The organism is Rhodococcus sp. 7Tela_A2 (genome assembly GCF_049311045.1).
Classification (GTDB): Bacteria; Actinomycetota; Actinomycetes; order Mycobacteriales; family Mycobacteriaceae; genus Rhodococcus.
The window spans coordinates 1-20,639 of the sequence record NZ_JAXION010000056.1 but is presented as its reverse complement, the minus strand read 5'-3'; the positions used below and the strand labels follow the sequence as shown (position 1 = coordinate 20,639).

The 20,639-nt window shown below is 68.0% G+C and carries 18 protein-coding genes and 1 tRNA gene; 8 read left to right on the top strand and 11 right to left on the bottom strand.

The window, feature by feature from the left end:
- The first annotated feature begins 54 nt into the window (after positions 1-54).
- From TVH25_RS12245 to TVH25_RS12230, 4 genes are all read left to right on the top strand, one after another.
- Complete coding sequence (locus tag TVH25_RS12245; RefSeq protein WP_378528824.1) at positions 55-1,197, top strand: DUF2786 domain-containing protein; 1,143 nt, start codon at positions 55-57, stop codon at positions 1,195-1,197.
- Between the two features lie 76 nt (positions 1,198-1,273).
- Positions 1,274-2,428: an NAD(P)/FAD-dependent oxidoreductase gene (locus TVH25_RS12240; protein WP_422424295.1), complete on the top strand. Its 1,155-nt coding sequence runs from the start codon at positions 1,274-1,276 to the stop codon at positions 2,426-2,428.
- A complete protein-coding gene (locus TVH25_RS12235; protein ID WP_422424293.1) occupies positions 2,425-3,306 on the top strand; it encodes an RNA polymerase sigma-70 factor in 882 nt (293 codons plus the stop codon). Before TVH25_RS12240 ends, TVH25_RS12235 begins: the two co-directional genes overlap by 4 nt.
- A 12-nt stretch (positions 3,307-3,318) precedes the next feature.
- Positions 3,319-4,605 (top strand): aminodeoxychorismate synthase component I, encoded by a 1,287-nt coding sequence (locus TVH25_RS12230; RefSeq protein ID WP_422424291.1) that lies wholly within the window; start codon positions 3,319-3,321, stop codon positions 4,603-4,605.
- Here TVH25_RS12230 and TVH25_RS12225 read toward each other — a convergent pair.
- The 3 genes from TVH25_RS12225 to rsmI form a co-directional block, all read right to left on the bottom strand.
- A complete protein-coding gene (locus TVH25_RS12225) occupies positions 4,550-8,521 on the bottom strand; it encodes a WD40 repeat domain-containing protein (RefSeq protein WP_422424289.1) in 3,972 nt (1,323 codons plus the stop codon). The genes TVH25_RS12230 and TVH25_RS12225 overlap by 56 nt on opposite strands.
- Positions 8,522-8,783: 262 nt before the next feature.
- Entirely contained in the window at positions 8,784-10,184 is a 1,401-nt protein-coding gene (locus TVH25_RS12220; RefSeq protein WP_169621472.1) for an alanine/glycine:cation symporter family protein, read from the bottom strand.
- A gap of 63 nt (positions 10,185-10,247) precedes the next feature.
- Positions 10,248-11,114, bottom strand: coding sequence for a 16S rRNA (cytidine(1402)-2'-O)-methyltransferase (gene rsmI, locus TVH25_RS12215; RefSeq protein WP_422424287.1), 867 nt, complete (start codon positions 11,112-11,114; stop codon positions 10,248-10,250).
- A 23-nt stretch (positions 11,115-11,137) separates the two neighbouring features.
- Here rsmI and TVH25_RS12210 point away from each other — a divergent pair, with 23 nt between their 5' ends.
- On the top strand, positions 11,138-12,691 hold the full coding sequence (locus TVH25_RS12210) for a dolichyl-phosphate-mannose--protein mannosyltransferase (RefSeq protein ID WP_422424285.1): 1,554 nt from the start codon (positions 11,138-11,140) through the stop codon (positions 12,689-12,691).
- 6 nt (positions 12,692-12,697) lie between these two features.
- Here TVH25_RS12210 and TVH25_RS12205 read toward each other — a convergent pair whose 3' ends face one another.
- The 4 genes from TVH25_RS12205 to mscL all read right to left on the bottom strand — a co-directional run bounded on the left by TVH25_RS12205 (position 12,698) and on the right by mscL (position 16,265).
- A complete protein-coding gene (locus tag TVH25_RS12205; RefSeq protein WP_206037043.1) occupies positions 12,698-13,507 on the bottom strand; it encodes a T3SS (YopN, CesT) and YbjN peptide-binding chaperone 1 in 810 nt (269 codons plus the stop codon).
- 144 nt (positions 13,508-13,651) lie between these two features.
- On the bottom strand, positions 13,652-15,256 hold the full coding sequence (locus TVH25_RS12200; protein ID WP_169621469.1) for a BCCT family transporter: 1,605 nt from the start codon (positions 15,254-15,256) through the stop codon (positions 13,652-13,654).
- A gap of 130 nt (positions 15,257-15,386) precedes the next feature.
- Positions 15,387-15,749, bottom strand: a complete 363-nt coding sequence (locus tag TVH25_RS12195; protein WP_169621468.1) for a GntR family transcriptional regulator — start codon at positions 15,747-15,749, stop codon at positions 15,387-15,389.
- Between the two features lie 48 nt (positions 15,750-15,797).
- Positions 15,798-16,265 (bottom strand): large conductance mechanosensitive channel protein MscL, encoded by a 468-nt coding sequence (gene mscL, locus TVH25_RS12190; protein WP_169621467.1) that lies wholly within the window; start codon positions 16,263-16,265, stop codon positions 15,798-15,800.
- Positions 16,266-16,388: 123 nt separating this feature from the next.
- Between mscL and arsC the strand changes: the two genes are divergently transcribed.
- Complete coding sequence (gene arsC / locus TVH25_RS12185; RefSeq protein WP_169621466.1) at positions 16,389-16,736, top strand: arsenate reductase (glutaredoxin); 348 nt, start codon at positions 16,389-16,391, stop codon at positions 16,734-16,736.
- 27 nt (positions 16,737-16,763) lie between these two features.
- Here the strand turns inward: arsC and arcA are convergent, their stop codons facing one another.
- Complete coding sequence (gene arcA / locus TVH25_RS12180; RefSeq protein ID WP_169621465.1) at positions 16,764-17,978, bottom strand: arginine deiminase; 1,215 nt, start codon at positions 17,976-17,978, stop codon at positions 16,764-16,766.
- An 86-nt stretch (positions 17,979-18,064) separates the two neighbouring features.
- On the opposite strand from arcA, the gene TVH25_RS12175 reads away from it, so the two are divergent.
- Positions 18,065-18,550: an FABP family protein gene (locus TVH25_RS12175; RefSeq protein WP_169621464.1), complete on the top strand. Its 486-nt coding sequence runs from the start codon at positions 18,065-18,067 to the stop codon at positions 18,548-18,550.
- On the opposite strand, the gene TVH25_RS12170 is transcribed toward TVH25_RS12175, so the two are convergent.
- Positions 18,510-19,385, bottom strand: a complete 876-nt coding sequence (locus tag TVH25_RS12170; protein WP_422424283.1) for an SDR family oxidoreductase — start codon at positions 19,383-19,385, stop codon at positions 18,510-18,512. The genes TVH25_RS12175 and TVH25_RS12170 overlap by 41 nt on opposite strands.
- 46 nt (positions 19,386-19,431) lie before the next feature.
- Entirely contained in the window at positions 19,432-19,575 is a 144-nt protein-coding gene (locus tag TVH25_RS12165; protein WP_422424282.1) for a hypothetical protein, read from the bottom strand.
- A gap of 157 nt (positions 19,576-19,732) precedes the next feature.
- Between TVH25_RS12165 and TVH25_RS12160 the strand changes: the two genes are divergently transcribed.
- The gene (locus TVH25_RS12160; protein ID WP_422424281.1) at positions 19,733-20,314 is read left to right on the top strand and encodes a dihydrofolate reductase family protein; all 582 of its coding nucleotides are present in this window, start codon (positions 19,733-19,735) and stop codon (positions 20,312-20,314) included.
- Positions 20,315-20,418: 104 nt separating this feature from the next.
- Here the strand turns inward: TVH25_RS12160 and TVH25_RS12155 are convergent.
- A tRNA-Ala gene (locus tag TVH25_RS12155) sits at positions 20,419-20,494 on the bottom strand.
- Positions 20,495-20,639 lie beyond the last annotated feature (145 nt).

Genomic DNA, 20,639 nt, shown 5'->3' with positions numbered 1-20,639 from the left:
GCAGGTTCGCGACGCCCCACCGGTTCTGTCGGTGGGGTGCGCCACACTCCGCTCATGCGGAGCGATAGAACATACATTCGAACAGACGAGCTGCACGCCGAGGTGCTCCTCGCCGAACTCGGGGATGTCTACGAGCGCGGCTGGCAACCCGCCGACATACTGCACCTGACCGCGAGGTCGGGCGACGACACCGACATCCCGCTCGCCGCGCTCACCGTGCTCTTCGATGCGCGCCGTAACCGGGCCGCCGAACGCGCTCCCGACGACTGGGTACGGCAAGTGCAGGCCATCGCCGAACGGCACCCGGTGCCCGCCCGGCTCGCCGCGCTCTCGCCCGACCTCTGGACGGGCCTGCGATACGCATGTCCCGAGATCTCCCGCTACCAGGTCGACGGGCTGGCCTTCACCTGGAAGTACCTACCGGCGTTCACCCGGCTCGATGCCCCACCCTCGCAGTGGCCACCCCTGCGCACTCCCGGCGACACCACAGAGGCCGCACCCGATCCACGCGTGCTCGACCGCATCCGCGGTCTGCTGTCGAAAGCGGAATCCACCGACTTCCCCGACGAGGCCGAGGCGCTCACTGCGAAAGCGCAGGAACTCGTGACGCGGTACGCGCTCGGCTCCGCACTGCTCACCGGTACCACTCGTCTCACCGATCCCGTGCGCGGCCGGCGTCTCCACCTCGACGGCCCGTACATCAAAGAGAAGGTGCTGCTGCTCACCGCGATCGGCGACGCCAATCGGGTCCGCACCGTGTGGTTCACCCGCGTGCAGATCGCGACCGTCGTCGGCACCGTGGCAGATCTTGCACAGGTCGAGCTTCTCTTCACCTCACTCCTCGTACAGGCGACCCGCGCTCTCGGTGCCGCCGGAACCGCCGGCCGGCGCGGCGGGTCGGCAACGGCGTTCCGCCGCGCGTTCCTCACCGGCTACGCGAAGCGGGTCGGCGAGAGGCTGCGCGAGGCCGACGCTCGGGCCACGGCGGGTGCCGCCGCCGACGCGCACGTTCCGGTGACCTCCCTCGCGCCGATCCTGGCGCGCCGCTCGGAAGCGGTGGACACCGAGTTCCGGCGTCTCTTCCCCACTACCCGGGCGTCCCGAAGCCGCGGGATCGACGCCGACGGTTTCCACGCGGGGCGCGACGCGGCCGAGTCCGCGTCTCTCGAGGCCTGGCAGCACCGCATCGGGCGGTGACCCGTCGGATGTCACACACCGCGCTCCACCGGTGTCCCATCGGTGACACATCCGAACCGAGTGAAGGGCGATCGAGATGACAACGCAATTCGACGTGGTGGTGGTCGGCGCGGGGTACGCGGGCGTCACAGCAGCAAATCGGCTGGCACGCCACCCCGAAGTCGCGGTGACCGTGGTGAATCCGCGGGCGGTGTTCGTCGAACGAACCCGACTGCACCAGGTGGCCGCCGGTTCGGGGTCTGCCACCCACAACCTCGCCGACCTGCTGCATCCACGCGCCTCGCTGCGAGTGGCTACGGCGGAACGGATCGAGCCCGACGCGGTAACGCTCACCGACGGCACGGCACTGCGGTGCGACGCCGTCGCGTACGCCGTCGGAAGCGGCCCGGCAACGAGCGCCGTGCCCGGGATGGAAAGAGCGTTCTCCGTCTCCGACCTCGAATCTGCGACAGCGCTGCACAACGCGCTCGCCGAACTTCCCGCCCACGCGCCGGTTGTGGTCGTGGGTGGGGGCTTCACCGGCATCGAAGCCGCCGCCGAACTCGCGTCCGAACATCCCGGGGCCGACTACAGCCTCGTCGGTGACCCGGGCGCGGGCTTTCCGGACGGCACCCGGCAGTACGTGAACCGCACATTGGACAGCTTCGGTATCGACGTGCGGCCGCGCGTGCATGCGACGCGCCTGACCGAGGACGCGGTACTCCTCGACGACGGCACCGCGATCCCCGCTGCGCTCGTCGTCTGGGCCGGCGGATTCTCGGTTCCCGACCTCGCCCGTCGCAGCGGGCTGCCGGTGGACGCCTCCGGCAGGCTGCGCGTCGACGCCGGCCTGCAGTCGGCGGACGGCACCGCCGTGGTGGGTGTCGGCGACGCAGTGACCGTCGCGGGCCGGGACCATATCCGGATGAGCTGCCAGGCCGCGATGCCGCTCGGCGCGCACGGTGCCGACACCGTTTGGGAGATCCTGCAAGGCCGTTCACCCTCGACGCTGTCGCTGAGGTTCGTCGCCCAATGTCTCTCGCTCGGACGCGGCCGCGGCGCGGTGCAGTTCACCGCACGTGACGACAGCCCCTCCGCGTTCTCGCTGCGTGGCCGGGTCGTCGCACCGGTGAAGGAATCGATATTGCGTGGGACGATCCTGTCGATGCGACGACAGGCTCGGGGCCGCGACCTCCGATCGGCGGAAGGTCAGGGCTGCGGCCTCATTCGACCCGCGAGGAGTGCGCAGTGACGGCCGAGGACGTCTTCACCGAACACCGGGGGCTGTTGTTCTCGATCGCGTACGAGATCACCGGGAGCGTCGCCGACAGTGAAGACGTCCTCCAGGACAGTTTCATGCGCTGGGCCGGCACCGATCGGGCCGCGGTCGACAACCCGCGTGCATACGCGGCGCAGATCGTGACCCGTCAGGCGCTCAACAGTCTGCGCTCGGCGCGGCGTCGCCGCGAGGAATACGTGGGCCCGTGGCTTCCCGAGCCTGTGCTCACAGTGCCGGATGCCTCCGGGGCGATCGAACTCGCCGAGTCGGTGTCGCTGGCGATGCTGCTGGTCCTGGAAACGTTGAGTCCGCTCGAACGTGCAGTGTTCGTGATGCGTGAGGTGTTCGGATTCGACCACGCCCGGATCGCCGAGACCGTCGACCGCCGCGAGGACACCGTGCGGCAGATTGCCCACCGAGCGCGCGAACACGTCCGTGCGCGCCGCCGTCGGTTCACCCCCGCGGGTGAGGAGGCGAACCGGGTGGTCGTCGAATTCCTGGCCGCCGCCACCACCGGCAACGTCGACACCCTGTTGCAACTGCTGGCACCCGACGTCGTGTACATCGCGGACGGAGGAGGCAAGGCCACCGCAGCCAGGGTTCCGGTGATCGGCGCGGCCCGAGTGGCGCGGCTGTTCGGCGGGCTCGTGCGGCACCCGCTGCCGGACATGAGAATCGAGGCCGTCCCGGTCGGCAGCATGCCGGGACTGCTCGTGTACTCAGGTGAAAAACTCGATCTCGTCCTCCAGTTCGAGATCGACAACGACCTGATCACGGGCGTGTACGTGGTACGCAACCCCGACAAGCTCGCGCATCTCGGGGCTCACCCGGGGGCTGCCGGGGCGATCTGACAAGCTCGAGCCATGCGGATGGAACGGCTCGGGCGCGGTGGCACTCCCGCTCAGGTTCTCGCCTCCCTCGCGGAACGCGCGCGGAACCTCGGGGTGCCGCCTCCCGCGGCGGTGACGGGCGACTGGTTCGGCTCGGCCGCCCTGATCGCACCGTCCCTGGCCACCGGCGCGGTCGACCCCTCCGACGCCTTCGCGTGCCCGGATATCCCGGAGGCGCGTACGCCCGGGGGCCCGGTCGTCGGCGGCGGCTGGATCGGTTATCTCGCCTACCCGGACGGGTCTGCGTCCGGTCCGTCGCCGGAACACTCCGGGCGGCCCGCCGCGGCGGGCGGCTGGACCGACACCGTGCTCAGGCTCGATGCCGACGGGTGCTGGTGGTACGAGACCCTCGGTGCTGCTCCGTGCCCGTCCGACCTGGCTGCCGCCGTCGTGGAACCTCGGGTCCGGGAGAGGTTCTGGCACATCGATTGGTCGCCGCCGCACCGCGAGACGCACCGACGCGGTGTGGAGCAGTGCCTCGACGCGATCCGCGCCGGCGAGGTGTACCAGGCGTGCGTCTGCACGCGCTTCACCGGTACGTGGACCGGAGACCCGTTGGCGTTCTTCACCGCCGCAGTCGCGCGGACCGCACCCGCGCGCGCCGCATATCTGCAAGGACCGTGGGGCGCCGTCGCGTCGCTCTCGCCCGAACTGTTCGTCTCCCGTCACGGCGACGCCCTGCGCTCGAGCCCCATCAAGGGCACGCTCCCGCTGTCCGCCGACCCGGCACTGCTGCGGGCATCGGTCAAGGACGTGGCGGAGAACATCATGATCGTCGACCTGGTTCGCAACGACCTGGGCCGGGTCGCGGAGACCGGCAGTGTCACCGTCGAAGAACTACTCGCGGTCCGGCCGGCGCCCGGGGTGTGGCACCTGGTCTCGACGGTGGCGGCCCGGTCGCGGCCCGGCGTCACCACCGCGGATCTTCTCGACGCGGCGTTCCCGCCGGCGTCGGTCACCGGATGTCCCAAGATCCGCGCTCGTGACCTGCTCCGGCAGTGGGAACCGCACTCCCGCGGCGTCTACTGCGGCACCGTCGGCATGTCGAGTCCGCTCGCCGGCACCGAATTGAACGTCGCGATCCGGACCGTGGAATTCGGTGCGGGAACCTGCGTGCTCGGCGTCGGCGGCGGGATCACGATCGATTCGGACCCCGACGCCGAATGGCAGGAATGCCTCGACAAGGCGGCGAGCATCCTCGCGCTCAGCACACCTCGCGAGCGGGTGCGGGCAGATCGAACCGCGGCAGGATGTCACTGACCCGTCCGGACGTAGAGCGGCAGACCCGCTGCGCGACAGCGGCCGCGTCGAGATTCCACATCCGGAGCACCCCGTCGCCGCCCGCTGCGACGACCGTTCCGTTGGGCCGGAACACCACCTGCCAGCGTCCGACCCCGGTGTCGGTGATCGGGCCACCGACCTCCCGCATGCCCTCCGCGTCGGACACGTCCCACAACCGGATCGTCCCGTCGTCGCTGCCGCTGATCGCTTTGGTGCCGTCACGGGTGATCGATACCGAGTACACGGTGCCGGTGTGGCCGCGAAGCGCTTGGGGTCGCGCGGTGAAGTTCCCGGCGACGTCCCGATCCCACATCAGAACTCCGTGATCGTCGCTGCCGGTGACCAGCACGTCCCCTTCACGCCCGAATGCCGCGGCGTTGACTCCGGCATCGTGCCCGCCGGACACCGTGGTGGGGATGGGAGCCCGCGGGTCGGCGATATCCCACGCGTAGATGCTGCTGTCCGCGCTCGCTACGACGAGGCTCCGGCCGTCCGGGCTGATCACGGCGGTACGGACCAGATTCTCGGGACCGGTGAGCGGATCTCCCCACGGCACCGGCGCTGCGGGGTCGGCGATGTCCCACAACTGCACCGAGAAGTCGTCGGCACCGGTCACCAGAGTCGCGCCGTCCGGTGAGAACGCGAGAGACGAGGTGAACCGGGTGCCCAGCGGAACAGGATCGGCAAACGGTCGCGGGTCGGCGGGATCGCGGACATCCCAGAGTTGGACGCTCCCGCCGGAGGTGGGTGCCGTCGCGAGAACGGTGCCGGAGGGCGACAACGCGCACACGTAGGCACCGCCGAGCGGGCGGGGCAGGGTCACGCCTCCCGCGCGGTCCCAGTCTCCGGCATCGTCGACTCGCCACAACGACACCGTCGGGCCGTAGCTGCCGGTGGCGACGAGATCCCCGGCGCGGCTGACGGACGGCTTGGTCAATGCCGCATCGACGACGGAGATCCGTGTGTGCGGCATCGTCCAGACACGCAGATTGGCGTCCTGACCTCCGGTGATCACCGTGTCTCCGTCCGGAGTGATCGCGAGGGTGGCGACACCGCCGCCGTGACCGGTCAGCGCGGGACTGATTTCGTCGAGGTACCGCTCCTCGGGGTCGATGTCCCAGAGTTTCGCGGTGCCGTCCCAGGACGCACTGGCCAGCGTCCGGCCGTCCGGAAGGAACGCGATACTCCAGACACCGCCGGTGTGGGCGCGCACAGGAACCCCGACGGGATACGGGGCCCTCGGATCGCTGGTGTCGAACAGGCGCAACACGCCGTCGTCGCTGCTGGCCGCCAGGGTCCTGCCGTCGCCGCTGAACCCGACCGAGTGCGCGACGTCCTCGAATCCGCGCAGCGGCTCGCCCAGGGGAACCGGTGCTGCCCGGTCGGTGACGTCCCAGAGCCGCACGGTGCGATCGTCGCTGGATGTGGCCATCACGGCCCCGTCCGGCCGGAAGGCAACGGTCCGCACCGCGCCCTCGTGGCCGCGGACCGACGCCACCGGAAAACGCCCCGACGTCGGATCGGACGTGTCGAGGAGCGCGACCGTACCGTCGTCGTAGGGCACGGCGAGCACACGGCCCGACGGTCCGTACCTCACGTTGTGGACGGCGCCCGAGGCGAAGACCTCCTGGTCCAGCACCGGCCTCGGTGCGGCGTGATCGGAGATATCGAAGATCCACACCGCACCGTCGCCGCCGCCCGCGGCGAGGTATCGGCCGTCCGGACTGAAGGACACCGACGCCATGTACTTCGAGGACAGCTGGAGCGGATCGCCGATCACCGCCGGCCCGGAGTCCTCCCCGAGCGACCAGAGACGGACGGTACCGTCGTCGCTCGCCGAGGCGAGCACCGAACCGTCCGGGGAGACGGCGGTGCTGTACACCGGCCCGGTATGCCCCCTGAGGGTGTTGGCGAGGGGAACCCCCTGGGTCGCGATGAGCCGCGAATACGCCACGTCGCTGTCGGGCCGCAGGTGAGCGGCCGCCAGCGCGAGGTGTGACGACGTGGTCGGGTCCTCGTCACGCATGGAGTCGGACAACGCGATGATCTGCTGGAACTGCGCGGTGCTGCGTTCTGCCTCCGCGCGCCCCTTCGCCACCCAGGCGACCCCGCTCATCACCAGCGCGACCAGCGCCGCGAGTGCCAGAACCGCGATGATGGCGCGTCGCCTTCTACCCAGCCAGGCGATCTGTCTCCTCGACGCATCGAGGAACTCCACGGCGTTCGGACTGAGTGCGACCACGTCGTCCGTGCGCGGCGCAGACCCCGGGTCGCCGAGACTGGGATTCTGTTCGGCCACGACGTCCATACGCCCGCGCTGATAGAGAAGCCCCTTGTTGCGACCGCTCTCGATCCAGGTCACCGCGTCGGCTTCGATCCTCTGCCGCAGCGCGGCATCGGCCCGGTCGTCCTGGATCCAGGATTTCAGGCGCGGCCACGCGTCGATCACCGCGTCGTGGATGAGTTCGACGCTTCCGGCATCCGCGACCAGCACGCGAGCAGACACGAAATGGTCGACGACGCGCGCCGCGGCGTCGCGGTTGCCACCCGCGACCGCAAGTAGTTCGGGCAGCGGGCGGGCGATCTTGACGTCGGTGCCCGTCGCCGTCACGTACACGAGGTGCACGAGCATGGCCCGGGCCAGCGCACGATCGGCTTCGTCGAGTTTCTCCCACGCACGTTCCGCACTCGCGGCGATGGAACCGCGTACACCGCCCGTCGCGCGATACGCCGCGACCGTCAGGGCCCCGCCGGAGCGTTTGTCCCACAGGGTGTCGAGCAGGTGCGAGAGCAACGGCAGTTCCTTGCCGCTGATCTCGCCGTCCGCCAGACCCCCGAGATCGTGCAGGATCAGGTCGACGAGGCCCGCCTCGAGTCGCACGCCCACCATCCGTGCGGGCACGGTGATGACTTCGACCAGGTCGGAGCGTTCGAGAGGCTGCACGGTCTTGGTGCGACGTTCGAGTGCGCGGGCAAGAACAGGGCAGGTGACGGCCTTGTCGTAGAAATCCGACCGCATCGTCGCGACGACGATGGCCGGGGCGTCACCGACGTGTCCGGTCGCGGCGATCTCGAGCAGTCGCAGGAACTCGGTGCGCTCGGCAGGGTCGGTGCACTGGGTGAACAGCTCTTCGATCTGGTCGACGACGATGAGCAGCGTGGACGCCGACATCCGCGCGAGTTCGGCGCGCAACGCCGCTTGCACGGCGGCGGGGTCGGTGCGGTCCTCGACCTCGGCGAGTCCCGGGAGCAGTTCCGTCAGCCGTGCGACGGGGTGGGTGCCCGGGGTCAGGACCAGTGATCGGCAGTCCGATCCTCCGCAGATCTGCGGGATCACGCCCGCACGCACGAGCGAGGACTTGCCGACGCCCGACGCGCCGGTGACGATGACCGGGCCCTGACCGTGCGCCGCGGTCACGACGTCGGCGAGTGCCCGCACGCTCTGGGTGCGGCCGAAGAACAGCCGGGCGTCCTTCTCCTGATACGACGCGAGCCCTTTGTAGGGGCGCATGCCCTGCGGCACCGACGGCGGCGTTTTCTCGGCGCGGGGTGCGCCGGACTGTCCCCGGGCGTTGGTCCACCAGGACTCCCACTGTTTCAGTGAGTACAACCCGGTGACGGGTGGCTCGGAGTTGAGGTCGCGAGCCGCGCGGATGAGGACGACCAGTACCGGGTGGACCGATTCGAAACTGGCGGGTAACCGGTTCCCGCTCCGCCAGTCGCTCACGCGCTGAACGGACACGACGCGGTCGGTGCCCATCGCCCTGGCCACCGCAGCAGCTTCCGACACCACCTTCTTGAGTGCGGGACGGCCGGCAGCGGCGAACAGCATGCGGAGTTGGTCGGCGAAGAACTGCCGCTGGGCTGCGCCAGGTTTTCGGCTGGTCTCCGACATCTTTTCCGCGCCCTTTCACCTCCCGTTTCCTCGCGGATCGGGTCCCATCTGTCCGCTGCGGAATAATTCCTCACCGCAGCTGAGCTGGGATGATACCCGTTCCGCGCGGTTGGGCCTTTGTACGACCCGCCGGGAGGCGGGCAAAGTGGATGCCACGCAAGGGGTCGCTCCCTTGCCGGGTGGGGTGGGGCCTCCGCGCTGATAGGGGCTGATGAGGGGTAGTCCCGGTCCGCGCGGAGGAAACCCCCCGAGGACACGCCGGTTACGCGCTGTCCGGCTTCTCGAGTGTCCGGTTCTCTCCGAGCAGATACGGATCGCGGTCGAGGTAGGCCTTCGTCTCCCGCGCGATCATCCCGGACAGGACCAGCAGTCCGATCAGGTTCGGCAGGGCCATGAGCCCGTTCATCACGTCGGAGAAGTTCCACACCACCTCGAGTTCGGTGGTCGCGCCGATGAACACCACCACCACGAAGACGGCGCGGTACGGCAGCACGCCCCGCGAACCCACGAGACGTTCGAGGCACCGCTCCCCGTAGTACGACCAACCGAGAATCGTCGAGAACGCGAAGAACACCACCGAGACGGCGACGATCCAGCCGCCCCACTCACCGCCGAGGCCGGTTTCGAACGCCGTGGACGTCATGGTCGAGCCGCGCTCTCCGGTGGTCCACGCGCCGGTCGTGATGATGACCATGCCGGTGAAGGTGACGACGACGATCGTGTCGATGAAGGTCTGCGTCATGGACACGAGACCCTGGCGCACGGGATGCGTGGTCTGGGCGGCGGCGGCCGCGATCGCCGCACTGCCCATCCCCGACTCGTTCGAGAAGATGCCGCGGGCGACGCCGTAGCGCAGAGCGACCATGAACACCGAGCCGATGAACCCGCCGGTGGCGGCGGTGCCGGTGAACGCGTCGGAGAAGACGAGAGCGAACGCCGACGGAAGCTCGCCGATGTTGATCGCCAGCACGAGGATGCCGGCGCCGACGTACAGAACGATCATCGCCGGCACGAAACCGGCGGTCACCTTGCCGATCGACTTGATGCCGCCGAGCAGCACCGCACCCGCGAGCACCGCCATCACGACACCACTGGTCCACGTGGGTACGCCGAACGTGTCGTCGAGCTGGGTGGCGACGGTGTTCGCCTGCGTCATGTTGCCGATTCCGAAGCTCGCCAGGACCGCGAACACCGCGAACATCAGGCTCAGGATCAGGCCGAATCGGTTCGGAATCGCCCGCGCGAGGTAGTGCTGCGGTCCGCCGTTCTGTTCACCCCTGGCGTCCACGCGGCGGTACTTCACGCCGAGGAACGCTTCGGAGTACTTGCTGGCCATACCGACAAGGCCGGTGATCCACATCCAGAACAGGGCGCCCGGCCCGCCGAAGTAGATCGCGGTGGCCACACCGGCGATGTTGCCGACGCCGACCGTGGCCGCCAGGGCGGTGGTCAAGGCCTGGTACTGCGAGATGTCGCCTTCCGTGGCACCGGGATCGTGCCGGGTGATCAGTCCCAGCCGCAACGCGGGCCACAGCTTCCGGAACTGCACACCGCGCAGGCGGATGGTCAGCACCAGACCGGTGCCCAACAGAAGCGGAATCAGCAGGAACGGACCCCAGACCACCTCCGCTGTCTTGACGAAAAAGTCGTTCAGCGCGTTCATCTACTCCCCTGGTCCTCGATTCGACCGGGAAAGTCTAGGCCCACCCGCCGGGGTTGCCTCGTCTCAGGTGCGTCGCGCGTCGAGCACGGCGTCGTACAGTTCCCGCTTCGACACCCTGGTCCCCGCCACCTCGGCGCAGGCTTCCTTCAGTCGCATTCCGTCCGCGACGAGGCGTTCCACCTCGTCGACGAGGTCCTCGGGGTCGGTGTGCACGGCCGCGGCGCCTTCGAGCACGACCGTGATCTCACCGCGCACACCTTCGACGGCCCAGTCGGCCAGTTCCGCCAAGGTCCCCCGCCGGACTTCCTCGTACGTCTTGGTCAGCTCACGGCAGACCGCCGCGCGCCGTTCCCCGCCCAGCACCTCGACCGCGTCGGCGAGACATGCGGCAAGCCGGTGCGGCGCCTCGAAGAAGACCACGGCACGGGCTTCGGTGGCGAGGGAGGCCAGCCAGGCACGGCGTTGTCCTGGTTTACGCGGTGGGAAGCCGTCGAAGCAGAACCGTTCGACCGGCAGCCCCGACAGTGCGAGCGCTGTAGTCACTGCGGACGGGCCCGGCAGGCACGTGACCGGCAGGCCCGCCTCGACGCAGGCCGCCACGAGCCGGTATCCGGGGTCGCTGACCGACGGCATGCCGGCATCGGTGACCAGAAGCACCGTCAGACCGGCTTCCACATCCGCGACCAGGCCCGGCAGTCGCGACACCTCGACCTGGTCGTAGAAACTGACCACCCGGCCCGTGATGGTGACACCGAGGGCGGCGGCAAGGGAACGGGTGCGGCGTGTGTCCTCGGCCGCGATGACGTCGGCGGTACCGAGGGCGTCGCAGAGTCGTTTCGATGCGTCCCCGATCTGGCCCATCGGTGTGGCTGCCAGCACGAGTCGTCCCTGTCCGGAGCTCTCGGCCTTCGCCGGATTTACTGCCTGCATGGGGTTCAGCCTACGATCGGGACGTGACCGTGACGGACCACCGCCCTTCCCCGGCCCCGGACCGTCGCCTCCTCAGCCCCGGGCCGCTCGTCCCGCCACCCGACCCCGGACCCACCGACCGGGCACGCGGATGGATAGTCACGGCGTTCGTCACCGCGCTCGCGGCGATCACCCGGTTCACCATGCTCCACTACCCGACCGACGCGAAGACACCCGTCTTCGACGAGAAGCATTACGCGCCGCAGGGGTGGCAGGTGCTCACCGGCGGGTGGATCGAAGACAACCCCGGTTACGGCCTGGTGGTGCATCCCCCGGTCGGAAAACAGCTGATCGCAGTGGGCGAGGCGCTGTTCGGCTACAACGGGTGGGGCTGGCGTTTCTCGTCGGCGGTGGCCGGTGTGGTGCTCGTCCTGCTCGTGGTGCGCATCGTGCGCCGCATGACCCGCTCGACGATGCTCGGCGGTGTCGCGGGGCTGCTCCTCGTCGTCGACGGCGTCACGTTCGTGTCGTCACGACTGGGAATGCTCGACATCTTCCAGGCGGTATTCGTCGTTGCCGCGTTCGGTTGCCTGATCGTCGATCGCGACGACATCCGGGCCCGCATCAGGCGCGTGCAGGCGGAGGGCCGGATCGGCGACAGCGCGTGGGGACCTCGGTTCGGGGTGCGGTGGTGGCGGTTCGGGGCCGGCGTGATGCTGGGGCTCGCGATCGCCACCAGGGGGGCGGGCCGGTACTGCAGCGCGTGCTTGGGGCTGATGGCGGTGGCGGGCGACCTTGCCGCCCGCGGTCCCTCGGGGGGGCGCCGTCCCTGGATCGGGACGGCGCTGCGCGACATCCCGCCCGCTCTGTACGCGCTGGTGGTGGTGCCCCTGCTCGTGTACCTGTCGACCTACTGGTCGTGGTTCGCGAGCGAAACCGGCGTCGACCGGCACGCGGTCGGCAACCAGATCGGCCACGACAGCGCGTTCTGGTTCGTACCCGACGCGGTGCGGTCGCTGTGGTACTACAGCGCGAACGTTCTCCAGTTCCACTCCGGCCTCACGAATTCGGCGGGCAACCAGCATCCGTGGGAGTCGAAGCCGTGGACGTGGCCGATGGGCCTGCGTCCGATGCTGTACTACTTCGCCGACGGTGAGAACGTCTCCGGCTGCGGTGCCGAGCAGTGCGTCAAAGCGGTGATGCTGATCGGTACCCCGGCGTTGTGGTGGGTGTCGCTGCCCGTTCTCGGCTGGGGACTGTGGCAGATGTTCATCCGCCGCGACTGGCGCTGGGCAGCCGTCCTCACCGGGTACGGCGCCGGTCTGCTGCCGTGGTTCGCCTCGCTCGACCGTCAGATGTACTACTTCTACGCGGTCCCGATGGCGCCCTTCCTCGCGATGGCGGTGGCTCTCACCCTCGGCGACATCCTCGGGGGCCGGCACGCCTCACCGAAACGGCGCACCCTCGGCCTGCTGGCGGTGTGCCTCTACCTCGGGTTGGTGGTCGCGAACTTCGTGTGGTTGTGGCCCATCCTCACGGCCGTGCCCATCTCGATCGAGCAATGGAACTCGCAGCTGTGGTTGCCCAGCTGGCGCTGACCGGGATCATGACGGTGGTTCGTCCAGGACCGTCTCTTCGATGTCGGGATCGATGACATCAGGGTCCATGAGGTCGGGATCCATGAGGTCCGAGTCGACCTCGCCGATGTAACGCATCCCGTCGAATCGGCGCGCGAACCGCGCATCCACGGTGCCGAGGAAGACCTTCAGCATTTCGAGAAGGTCGTTCAAGTGGCGGGGAACGAACGGATCGCCGAGCATGTCGACCGTCGCGACCAGCCGATCCTCCACCAGCACCACCTTGATGTGAGGCCAGTCCCGGTTGAGATCGACGAGGGCGTCGGCCGCACCGGACCGTTCGGCGATACCGTGCAGCAGCGGCGCCCACAACTGGACGCGGTGCGCGGGACGGTCGACGACGACGAACACGGCGTGCGAGTCGAGGACGAGCACGAAGTCACCGTCGGCGTCCACCGGCGCCGGGCGGCCCAGACGACGAGACAACGTGTCCTTCACCCGGTCGCGCAGGGCGCCGTCGGCGAGCGCGTCATCGGTGTGCAGGAAGATCGGATGCACCACGTTGCGGTGGCCTCGCAGCACGGACACGACGTGACGAGCGAGTTCGTCGGCGTGTGCCACCGAGCGAGTGACGGTATCGGCACCGGCGACAGCGACCTGCACACGACCGTCGGGCATCGGCTGGATCCGCGCGTAGGTCGCCGGTCCGTGCGCGGTGTCCATGCTGATTCCGATGGACCCGGTGCCGGCCAGAGCAACTATGCGGTCGGCCAGGTTCTCACCGAACCGGTTCCAGTCCCGGTCCAGGACCTCATCGAAACGGTCGTTCTCGGTCACGCGCACTCCTCTCGAAGAGCAAAGGCGGGCAGCGGTCACGGTACTGCGGGTCACGGACATGCCCGTGCAGGCGCGCGGATGATCTTGCAACTCGTTACTGCCGTCCGGTGCGCGGGACGGCAGTCGTTGTTCGGGGCGGAGCAGTCAGTCGATCTGGCGCAACGTGTGCCGTCGCGCCCGTTCACCCACGATGAGCGGATCGGTGGACAGGTCGCGATACAGGCACACGCACAAACCGATCATGACCACCACGAACGGCACCGCCGCGATGATGGTCATCGTCTGGAGGGCGTTGAGAGCATCGGCGCCTCCGGTCCACAGCAGCAGCGCCGCGACGCCACCGGTGAGTGCACCCCAGAAGGCGACTATCCAGGGACTCGGCCGCAAGGTGCCGCGTTGGGTGAGACTTCCCATCACCATCGACGCCGCGTCCGCGCCGGAGACGAAGAAGATGGACACGAGCACCATGACGACGACGGTGGAGACACCGACCAGCGGAAGGTTGCCGAGCATGCCGAACAACTGTCCTTCCACGTTCTCCGCTCCCGCGACGTCGAGTCCGTCCTCCTGCTGACTGATCGCCGCGCCTCCGAAGACCGCGAACCACAGCAGACTCACGACGCTCGGGACGAGCATCACCCCGACGACGAATTCGCGGATGGTCCGGCCGCGGCTGATGCGGGCGAGGAACATCCCGACGAAGGGCGCCCACGACACCCACCACGCCCAATAGAAGATCGTCCAGCTCGACAGCCACTCCCCGGCCGGGCCGTTGGATGCGGCGGTCCGGGCCGACATCTGGGCGAAGTCTGCCGCATACGCCCCGAGGGTCGTCGGGATCAGATTGAGGATGAACACGGTCGGCCCGAACACGAAGACGAACAGCGCGAGGACGACCGCGAGGACCATGTTGATGTTCGACAACCACTGGATGCCCTTGGCGACTCCGGATACCGCCGAGGCGATGAAGGCCAGGGTCAGGATCGCGACGATCCCGACGAGCAGGGCAACGCCGGCCGTCTCGAGCCAGCCGGTGACCTCGAACCCCGACCCGATCTGCAACGCGCCGAGACCGAGCGACGCCGCGGTACCGAAAAGGGTCGCGTACAGGGCGAGGATGTCGATGAATTTCCCGAGCGGACCTTCCGCGCGATGACCCAGAAGAGGAATGAACGCAGCACTGATCAGCTGCTTGCGACCTCTCCGGAACGTTCCGTATGCGATGGCCAGCCCGACCACCGCATAGATCGCCCACGGGTGCAGGCCCCAGTGGAACATCGAGGTCGCCATTGCGGTGCCGGTGCCACCGACGGTGCCCGGTGGCTCGTCGATGTAGTGGCTCAGTGGCTCACCGACGCCGAAGAACATCAAGCCGATGCCCATGCCCGCACTGAACATCATGGCGATCCAGCTGACGGTGCGGAACTCGGGCGTCTCCCCGTCTTTGCCGAGGGGAATCCGGCCGTACTTGCTGAGCGCGAGCCACAGGACGAAGAACACGAACCCGCTCGCCGCGAGCACGAACAGCCAGCCCAGCTCGACGACGATCCAGTCGAGGGTGTTGCCGGTGATCGTGTCGAAGCTCTCGGTGTCCAGCAACCCCCACAGCACAATGGCCACTACCAGGCCGGCGGCGACTCCGAATATGACGCGGTCGGTTCGCGGCCGATCTCGGACCTCGGCAGAGGAAGTACCGACGCCCGGGTCCGGGGATTCTTCGGACACGCGCCGGTCGTGACGCAGACTCATTCGTCAAACCTTGCAATGTCCGCCGGGTTACGAGGCCTCTTTCGAAGAACTGTTCGGTACCGCAACACTCGAAACACGCTGACCAGGCACTTCTGCCGGGGTTTACCAACCCGACATCACGAAAGAAACGTCAGCCGGCGCGGAGCGCTGCGTGTACCAGCGCCAGGACTTCTTCGTCGGACACCCCGAGCGCACGGACGGTGGCCACGTATTCACTCGTCGCGCGCTGGGCTCCGATACGCGTGGGGTCTCCGTTCGCCGCGACGAATGTGCCGCCCCGGCCCTTCGTCTCCAGTACGCCGGATTGCTCGAGTTCACGGTAGGTCTTCGCCACCGTATTGGGCGCGATCCCGAGGGTCTCTGCGAAGCCGCGAACGGTGGGCAATTTCGTGCCGGAGATGAGGTCGCCGCGGTGAACGAGCTCGACGATCTGTCGGCGCAGTTGCTCGAAGGGCGGGACCGCCGAGTCGTGGTCGATGACGATATCGAGCATCTTGGCAGGTTAGCAGCGCTTCCCTGCCGTCACGGCCACAACGGAAAGCTAACCGGCGTTCACCCTCGTAGCGCCCCTCGGCGACGTGTTGCCGTCCTGCTCGAGCGAATCGTCACCACCCTGCCTGTACGTGCCCGTCTCGAGCAGGTCGCGGATCTGGATCAGCAGATCCGTCTCGCTCAGGGGTTCGTCCTCGGGTTCCTTGTCCGGCGCGAAGCGGGCCTTGGCAAGGTTGACCGGAAGAATCAGGACGAAGTACACGACCGCGGCGATGATGAAGAAGTTGATCCCCGCCGCGATCACCGCACCGATGTCGATGAAGGTGGCGTCGTTCGACGCGATGACCCGGAACCCGAAACCCATCTCGTTGTCGCCACCGACCGCTGCGATGAGCGGGTTGATGATGTTCGAGGTGAATGCGGTCACGATCGCGGTGAACGCGGCGCCCACCACCACCGCGACGGCGAGTTCGATGACGTTTCCGCGCAGCAGAAAGTCCTTGAAGCCTTTGAGCATGTGTCCCGCACGCCTTTCCGATGATCCCGTGTGGACGGGAGTGACCGCGGAATCGTAGAGCGCCGCGGCGACGGCGCCCAAACCGGCAGCTCCCGGGGACGGGCGACAGTGCAGAATCGAGCCATGGCAACCCACGCGACGATCTATCACAATCCCCGGTGCAGCACGTCCCGGAACACCTTGAAGCTGTTGCAGGAATCGGGCATCGAACCCACTGTGGTGAAGTACCTGGACACTCCGCCCTCACGCGAGGAACTGACGACGCTGCTCGCCGACGCCGGACTGAAGCCCAGCGAAGCGATCCGGTCCAAGGAAACGCTGTACAAGGAACTCGGCCTCGCCGGCGCGAGCGAGGACGACCTGCTCACGGCGATGGTGGAGAATCCGATCCTCATCGAGCGGCCGCTGGTGGTCACCGACAAGGGCACCGTTCTGGCCCGCCCGGTGGACCGGGTACGCGACATCATCTGACGAGACGGCCGACGGCCGGCCCGGGAGCTACACGGGTGCTCGCGACAGCGGGCACGACATGCATCGCGGGCCGCCGCGGCCGGATCCCAGCTCCGACCCGGCGATCCGCAGCACTTCGATGCCGGAATCCTCGAGCCGGGTGTTCGTCTCGACATTGCGTTCGTAGGCGACGACCACTCCCGGCGCCACGGCGAGGGTGTTGTTCCCGTCGTCCCACTGCTCGCGCTCGGCCACCACGGCGTCCAGACCGGTGTCGATCACCCGGATCTTCTCGATCCCCATCGCGTCGGCCGCAGCCTCGAGGAACGGCCGGGCGCCCGATATCCGGACTCCACCGTCGCCTGTGCTGCGAATCGTGAATGCCTGCAGAGATTCCCGAATCGCCGGATACATGACCACCGCGTCGACATCGACCATCGTGCACACGGTGTCGAGGTGCATCGACGCGCGCTGCTGCGCGATCGGCACCGCGAGCACAGTGTGCGCAATTCCGTCTTCGAAGGCACTGCGCGCGAGAGCTTCCGCCCCCGCAGGGCTGGTGCGTTCCCCCACGCCCACGGCGATGACACCGGGTGCCGGTAACAGCACGTCCCCACCCTCGACCGGAGCGGTGTGCGATTCGTAGGCGCGGCGCACACCGAGGAATTTCGGATGGAACGCGTAGATGAGATCGGTGAGATTCGTTTCCCGGCGCCTCGCGGGCAGCGCGAGCGACGGGATTGCGACGCGCGGGCCGATCCAGAACGAGGAATCGCGCGTGAAGAGCAGGTTGGGGAGCGGCTCGATCGCGAAGTCGGCGCCGTGATGCATCATCCGCACCAGCGACGGCGCGACGTCCATGCCTTCGGCGGGAAGCTCGTCGAACGTCATGCCGGCGATGAGTATCCGGGCGAGGTCCGGGGCCGGCACCCCTCGTAGATGCCCCGCGAGTTCTTCCGCCAGTGGGTGCCCGAGACGACGCGGGTCGACGGCACTGGAAATACTTTGGACCCGCGCGGCCCCGCTCACCTCGAGGGTCTCGGTGAGGAGGTCGGCCAGCAGCAGGACCTCGACACCGCGACTACGCAACAGTTCGGCGAATGCGTCGTGTTCTTCCTGCGCACGTGCCACCCACGGCAGGGCATCGAACAACAACTGGTCGTTGTTCCGAGGTGTGAGCCGCTCGAGTTCCGCGCCGGGCCGGTGCAACATCACCGCCCGGAGCGCACCGACTTCGGAATCGACACCCCACGGAGCATTCATGCTCCGAATCTAGCGAGTGCGGGCGGGTTCGGCTCGGCCGGTGAGAGGATCACACGAACGTGTCGTCGCAAGCAGGAGGCCAGCCCGTGTCAGAGTCCGCGTCCCCAGACTCCCCCGATCCGCTGGGTGAACTGGCACCGTTCGCCGGTCGGTGGACCGGTGCGGGGGAAGGCCACTACCCCACCGTCGACGACTTCGCCTACGTGGAGACGATCGAGCTGAATCCGTTGCCCGGCAAGCCTTTTCTGATGTATGTCAGCCGCACGAAACATCGCGACGACGGACGTCCGCTGCACACCGAAAACGGCTACCTCCGGCGGTCGGGCGGCGACATCGAGTTTCTCGTCTCGCAGCCCACAGGCTTCGTCGAAATCCAGCGTTCTCAGCTGTCACACGGGGTGCTCGACTTCACACCGGTGGTGTTCGAGCGGTCACCGGATGCGAAACCCGTCCGAGAGCTCAGGCGGAGGTTCGTACTCGACGGAGACACGCTGCGGTACGACCTCTGGATGGCACACGCCGACACTCCCCTCACCCACCATCTGCGCGCCGAGCTGCGGCGCGAGGGGTGACGACCCGCCGGAAGTAGTCGTTGGCCGCCTGCATGACCAGGTTGTAGGGGGCCGCGAACTTACGGGCCCACCAGTATCCGAATCGCGTGTCGAACGAGGTGTAGACGAGGAACCGGTTCTTCTTGATACCGGTGACGATGCACGCGGCCACCTTCTCGGGCGAGGCCGCGTGCTTGACGAAGCGTTGCGTGATCTTCCGGACCTCGGGACGGTCGCGATCGACACCCACGATCTGGACGCTGTCGACCAGAGGTGTGCGCACCGCGCCCGGGACCACGAGAGACACCCCGATCCCGTTGCGCTTGAGGTCGAACCGCAGCACCTCCGACACCCCGCGCAGCCCGAATTTGCTCGCGCTGTACGCGGAATGCCACGGCAGCGCGAGCAGTCCGGCGGCGGAGGAGACGTTGACGAGATGCCCGCCCCGTCCGGCTTCCATCATCGGCGGCACGAAGCTCTCGATCACGTGGATGGGACCCATGAGATTGACGTCCACCATCAATTTCCAGTGCTTGTGCTCGAGCCGGTCGACGGTCCCCCACACGGACACCCCCGCCACGTTGGCGACGATGTCGAGCGCTCCGCACCGCGAGTGGACGTCGTCCGCGAAAGCGGCCACCGCGTCGTAATCCGCGATGTCGAGCGCAGCCGAATGAAGTACGACGCCTCCGTCGTCCCTGACCTGCCGGACCGCTGCTTCGAGGCCGTCCGCGGCCACGTCGGTGAGGACGAGTTCGGCTCCCTCACCGGCGGCGTGGAGTGCCAGGGCGCGCCCGATTCCGCTCGCTGCGCCGGTTACCAGAAACTTGGTGCCGCGCAGGTCCTTGATCGCCATGGCGACACCCTAACGGCCATGGCGGCATTCGGTGCCGAGTCGATGATCAGAGGCGCTGTGCCATTTCCTCCTGGTACCGCTGGATGGTCCGTTCGATAGTCGTGCAGTCGTCGGTGCGACCTTCGCTGCGCGCGAGGTCTGCGCGTTCGCGCAGCACGCGGATGGCGCGGCGAAGCTCGTCATCACTCATCCTCTGGTCCATGGATCCAGTCTGAACGTTGGGGCACCACCACGCCAGCGGTCGGGTGTTGCGATTCGCCGGGTGTTCGGACGAGCCGGAGTGAATTCGTACGAGAAGGCGGCTCGCGACACGCTAGATCCGGGGCACCCCAGCAGAGGAGAGTCCTGTGGGAACGGTGGTCATGTACGGCTCGGTGTCGGTGGACGGTTTCGTCGCGGACGAGCACGACCAGCCCGGGCCGCTGTTCGCCTGGTTCTCCGGCGGCGACGTCCCTCTGGACGAGAGCGACGTCATCACCGTGTCGCAGACGTCCTACGACTACATCCGCCCGTACTGGGACGCGATAGGGGTGACGATCGTCGGCCGGCACGTCTTCGACATGACGGACGGCTGGGACGGGGTGCCTCCGAGCGGTGTCGACCACGTGGTCGTCGTGACCCATCGGGCGGCGCCCGAGGGTTGGGACCCCGCGGCGCCGTTTCGCTTCGTCGAGGGCATCGAGGCCGCTGTGGCCGAGGCGCAGGAACTTGCGGGTGACCGCGTGGTCGAGGTTGCCGCCGGCGAGGTCGGTGGCCAGGTGTTTGCCGCGGGCCTGGTCGACGAGGTGCGCATGGACGTCGTCCCCGTCGTGTTCGGGACCGGCAAGCGCTACTTCGGGTCGGTCGACGCGCAGCGCCTTCTGGAAGATCCTGACGTGGTGATCCGGGGCAACGGGGTACTCCACGTGCGCTATCGGGTGCGCCGCTGATCGATCCGAGCGAGTACGCGACGAGTCCCCTGCGGACCGGGGCACGGGGATACGAAAAAACCCTGCCCACCGATCACGGGAGCAGGGTTGGAACTTCGACCAGATGGTGGAGCTGAGGGGAATCGAACCCCTGACCTCTTCGATGCGAACGAAGCGCGCTACCAACTGCGCCACAGCCCCGTAGGTTCCTGACGGAACCGACTCGGAAACCTTAGCAAACCTCCCCACCCAAAACGAAATCGCGCCATCGGCACAGGTAGGGCACCTTTTCTTGCGCAACAGGCACACAGCGGACGGGGGCGGGCGCCCCCCGCCCCGGCAGGGC

What these genes read in the sequence shown, in the direction of transcription:
- TVH25_RS12240 (WP_422424295.1), top strand. Translation starts at nt 1,274, where the DNA reads ATGACAACGCAATTCGACGTGGTGGTGGTCGGCGCGGGGTACGCGGGC.
- TVH25_RS12165 (WP_422424282.1), bottom strand. Translation starts at nt 19,575, where the DNA reads ATGAGTGATGACGAGCTTCGCCGCGCCATCCGCGTGCTGCGCGAACGC.
- mscL (WP_169621467.1), bottom strand. Translation starts at nt 16,265, where the DNA reads ATGCTCAAAGGCTTCAAGGACTTTCTGCTGCGCGGAAACGTCATCGAA.
- TVH25_RS12200 (WP_169621469.1), bottom strand. Translation starts at nt 15,256, where the DNA reads ATGAGTCTGCGTCACGACCGGCGCGTGTCCGAAGAATCCCCGGACCCG.
- TVH25_RS12195 (WP_169621468.1), bottom strand. Translation starts at nt 15,749, where the DNA reads ATGCTCGATATCGTCATCGACCACGACTCGGCGGTCCCGCCCTTCGAG.
- TVH25_RS12230 (WP_422424291.1), top strand. Translation starts at nt 3,319, where the DNA reads ATGCGGATGGAACGGCTCGGGCGCGGTGGCACTCCCGCTCAGGTTCTC.
- TVH25_RS12245 (WP_378528824.1), top strand. Translation starts at nt 55, where the DNA reads ATGCGGAGCGATAGAACATACATTCGAACAGACGAGCTGCACGCCGAG.
- arcA (WP_169621465.1), bottom strand. Translation starts at nt 17,978, where the DNA reads ATGAATGCTCCGTGGGGTGTCGATTCCGAAGTCGGTGCGCTCCGGGCG.
- TVH25_RS12220 (WP_169621472.1), bottom strand. Translation starts at nt 10,184, where the DNA reads ATGAACGCGCTGAACGACTTTTTCGTCAAGACAGCGGAGGTGGTCTGG.
- arsC (WP_169621466.1), top strand. Translation starts at nt 16,389, where the DNA reads ATGGCAACCCACGCGACGATCTATCACAATCCCCGGTGCAGCACGTCC.
- TVH25_RS12225 (WP_422424289.1), bottom strand. Translation starts at nt 8,521, where the DNA reads ATGTCGGAGACCAGCCGAAAACCTGGCGCAGCCCAGCGGCAGTTCTTC.
- rsmI (WP_422424287.1), bottom strand. Translation starts at nt 11,114, where the DNA reads ATGCAGGCAGTAAATCCGGCGAAGGCCGAGAGCTCCGGACAGGGACGA.
- TVH25_RS12170 (WP_422424283.1), bottom strand. Translation starts at nt 19,385, where the DNA reads ATGGCGATCAAGGACCTGCGCGGCACCAAGTTTCTGGTAACCGGCGCA.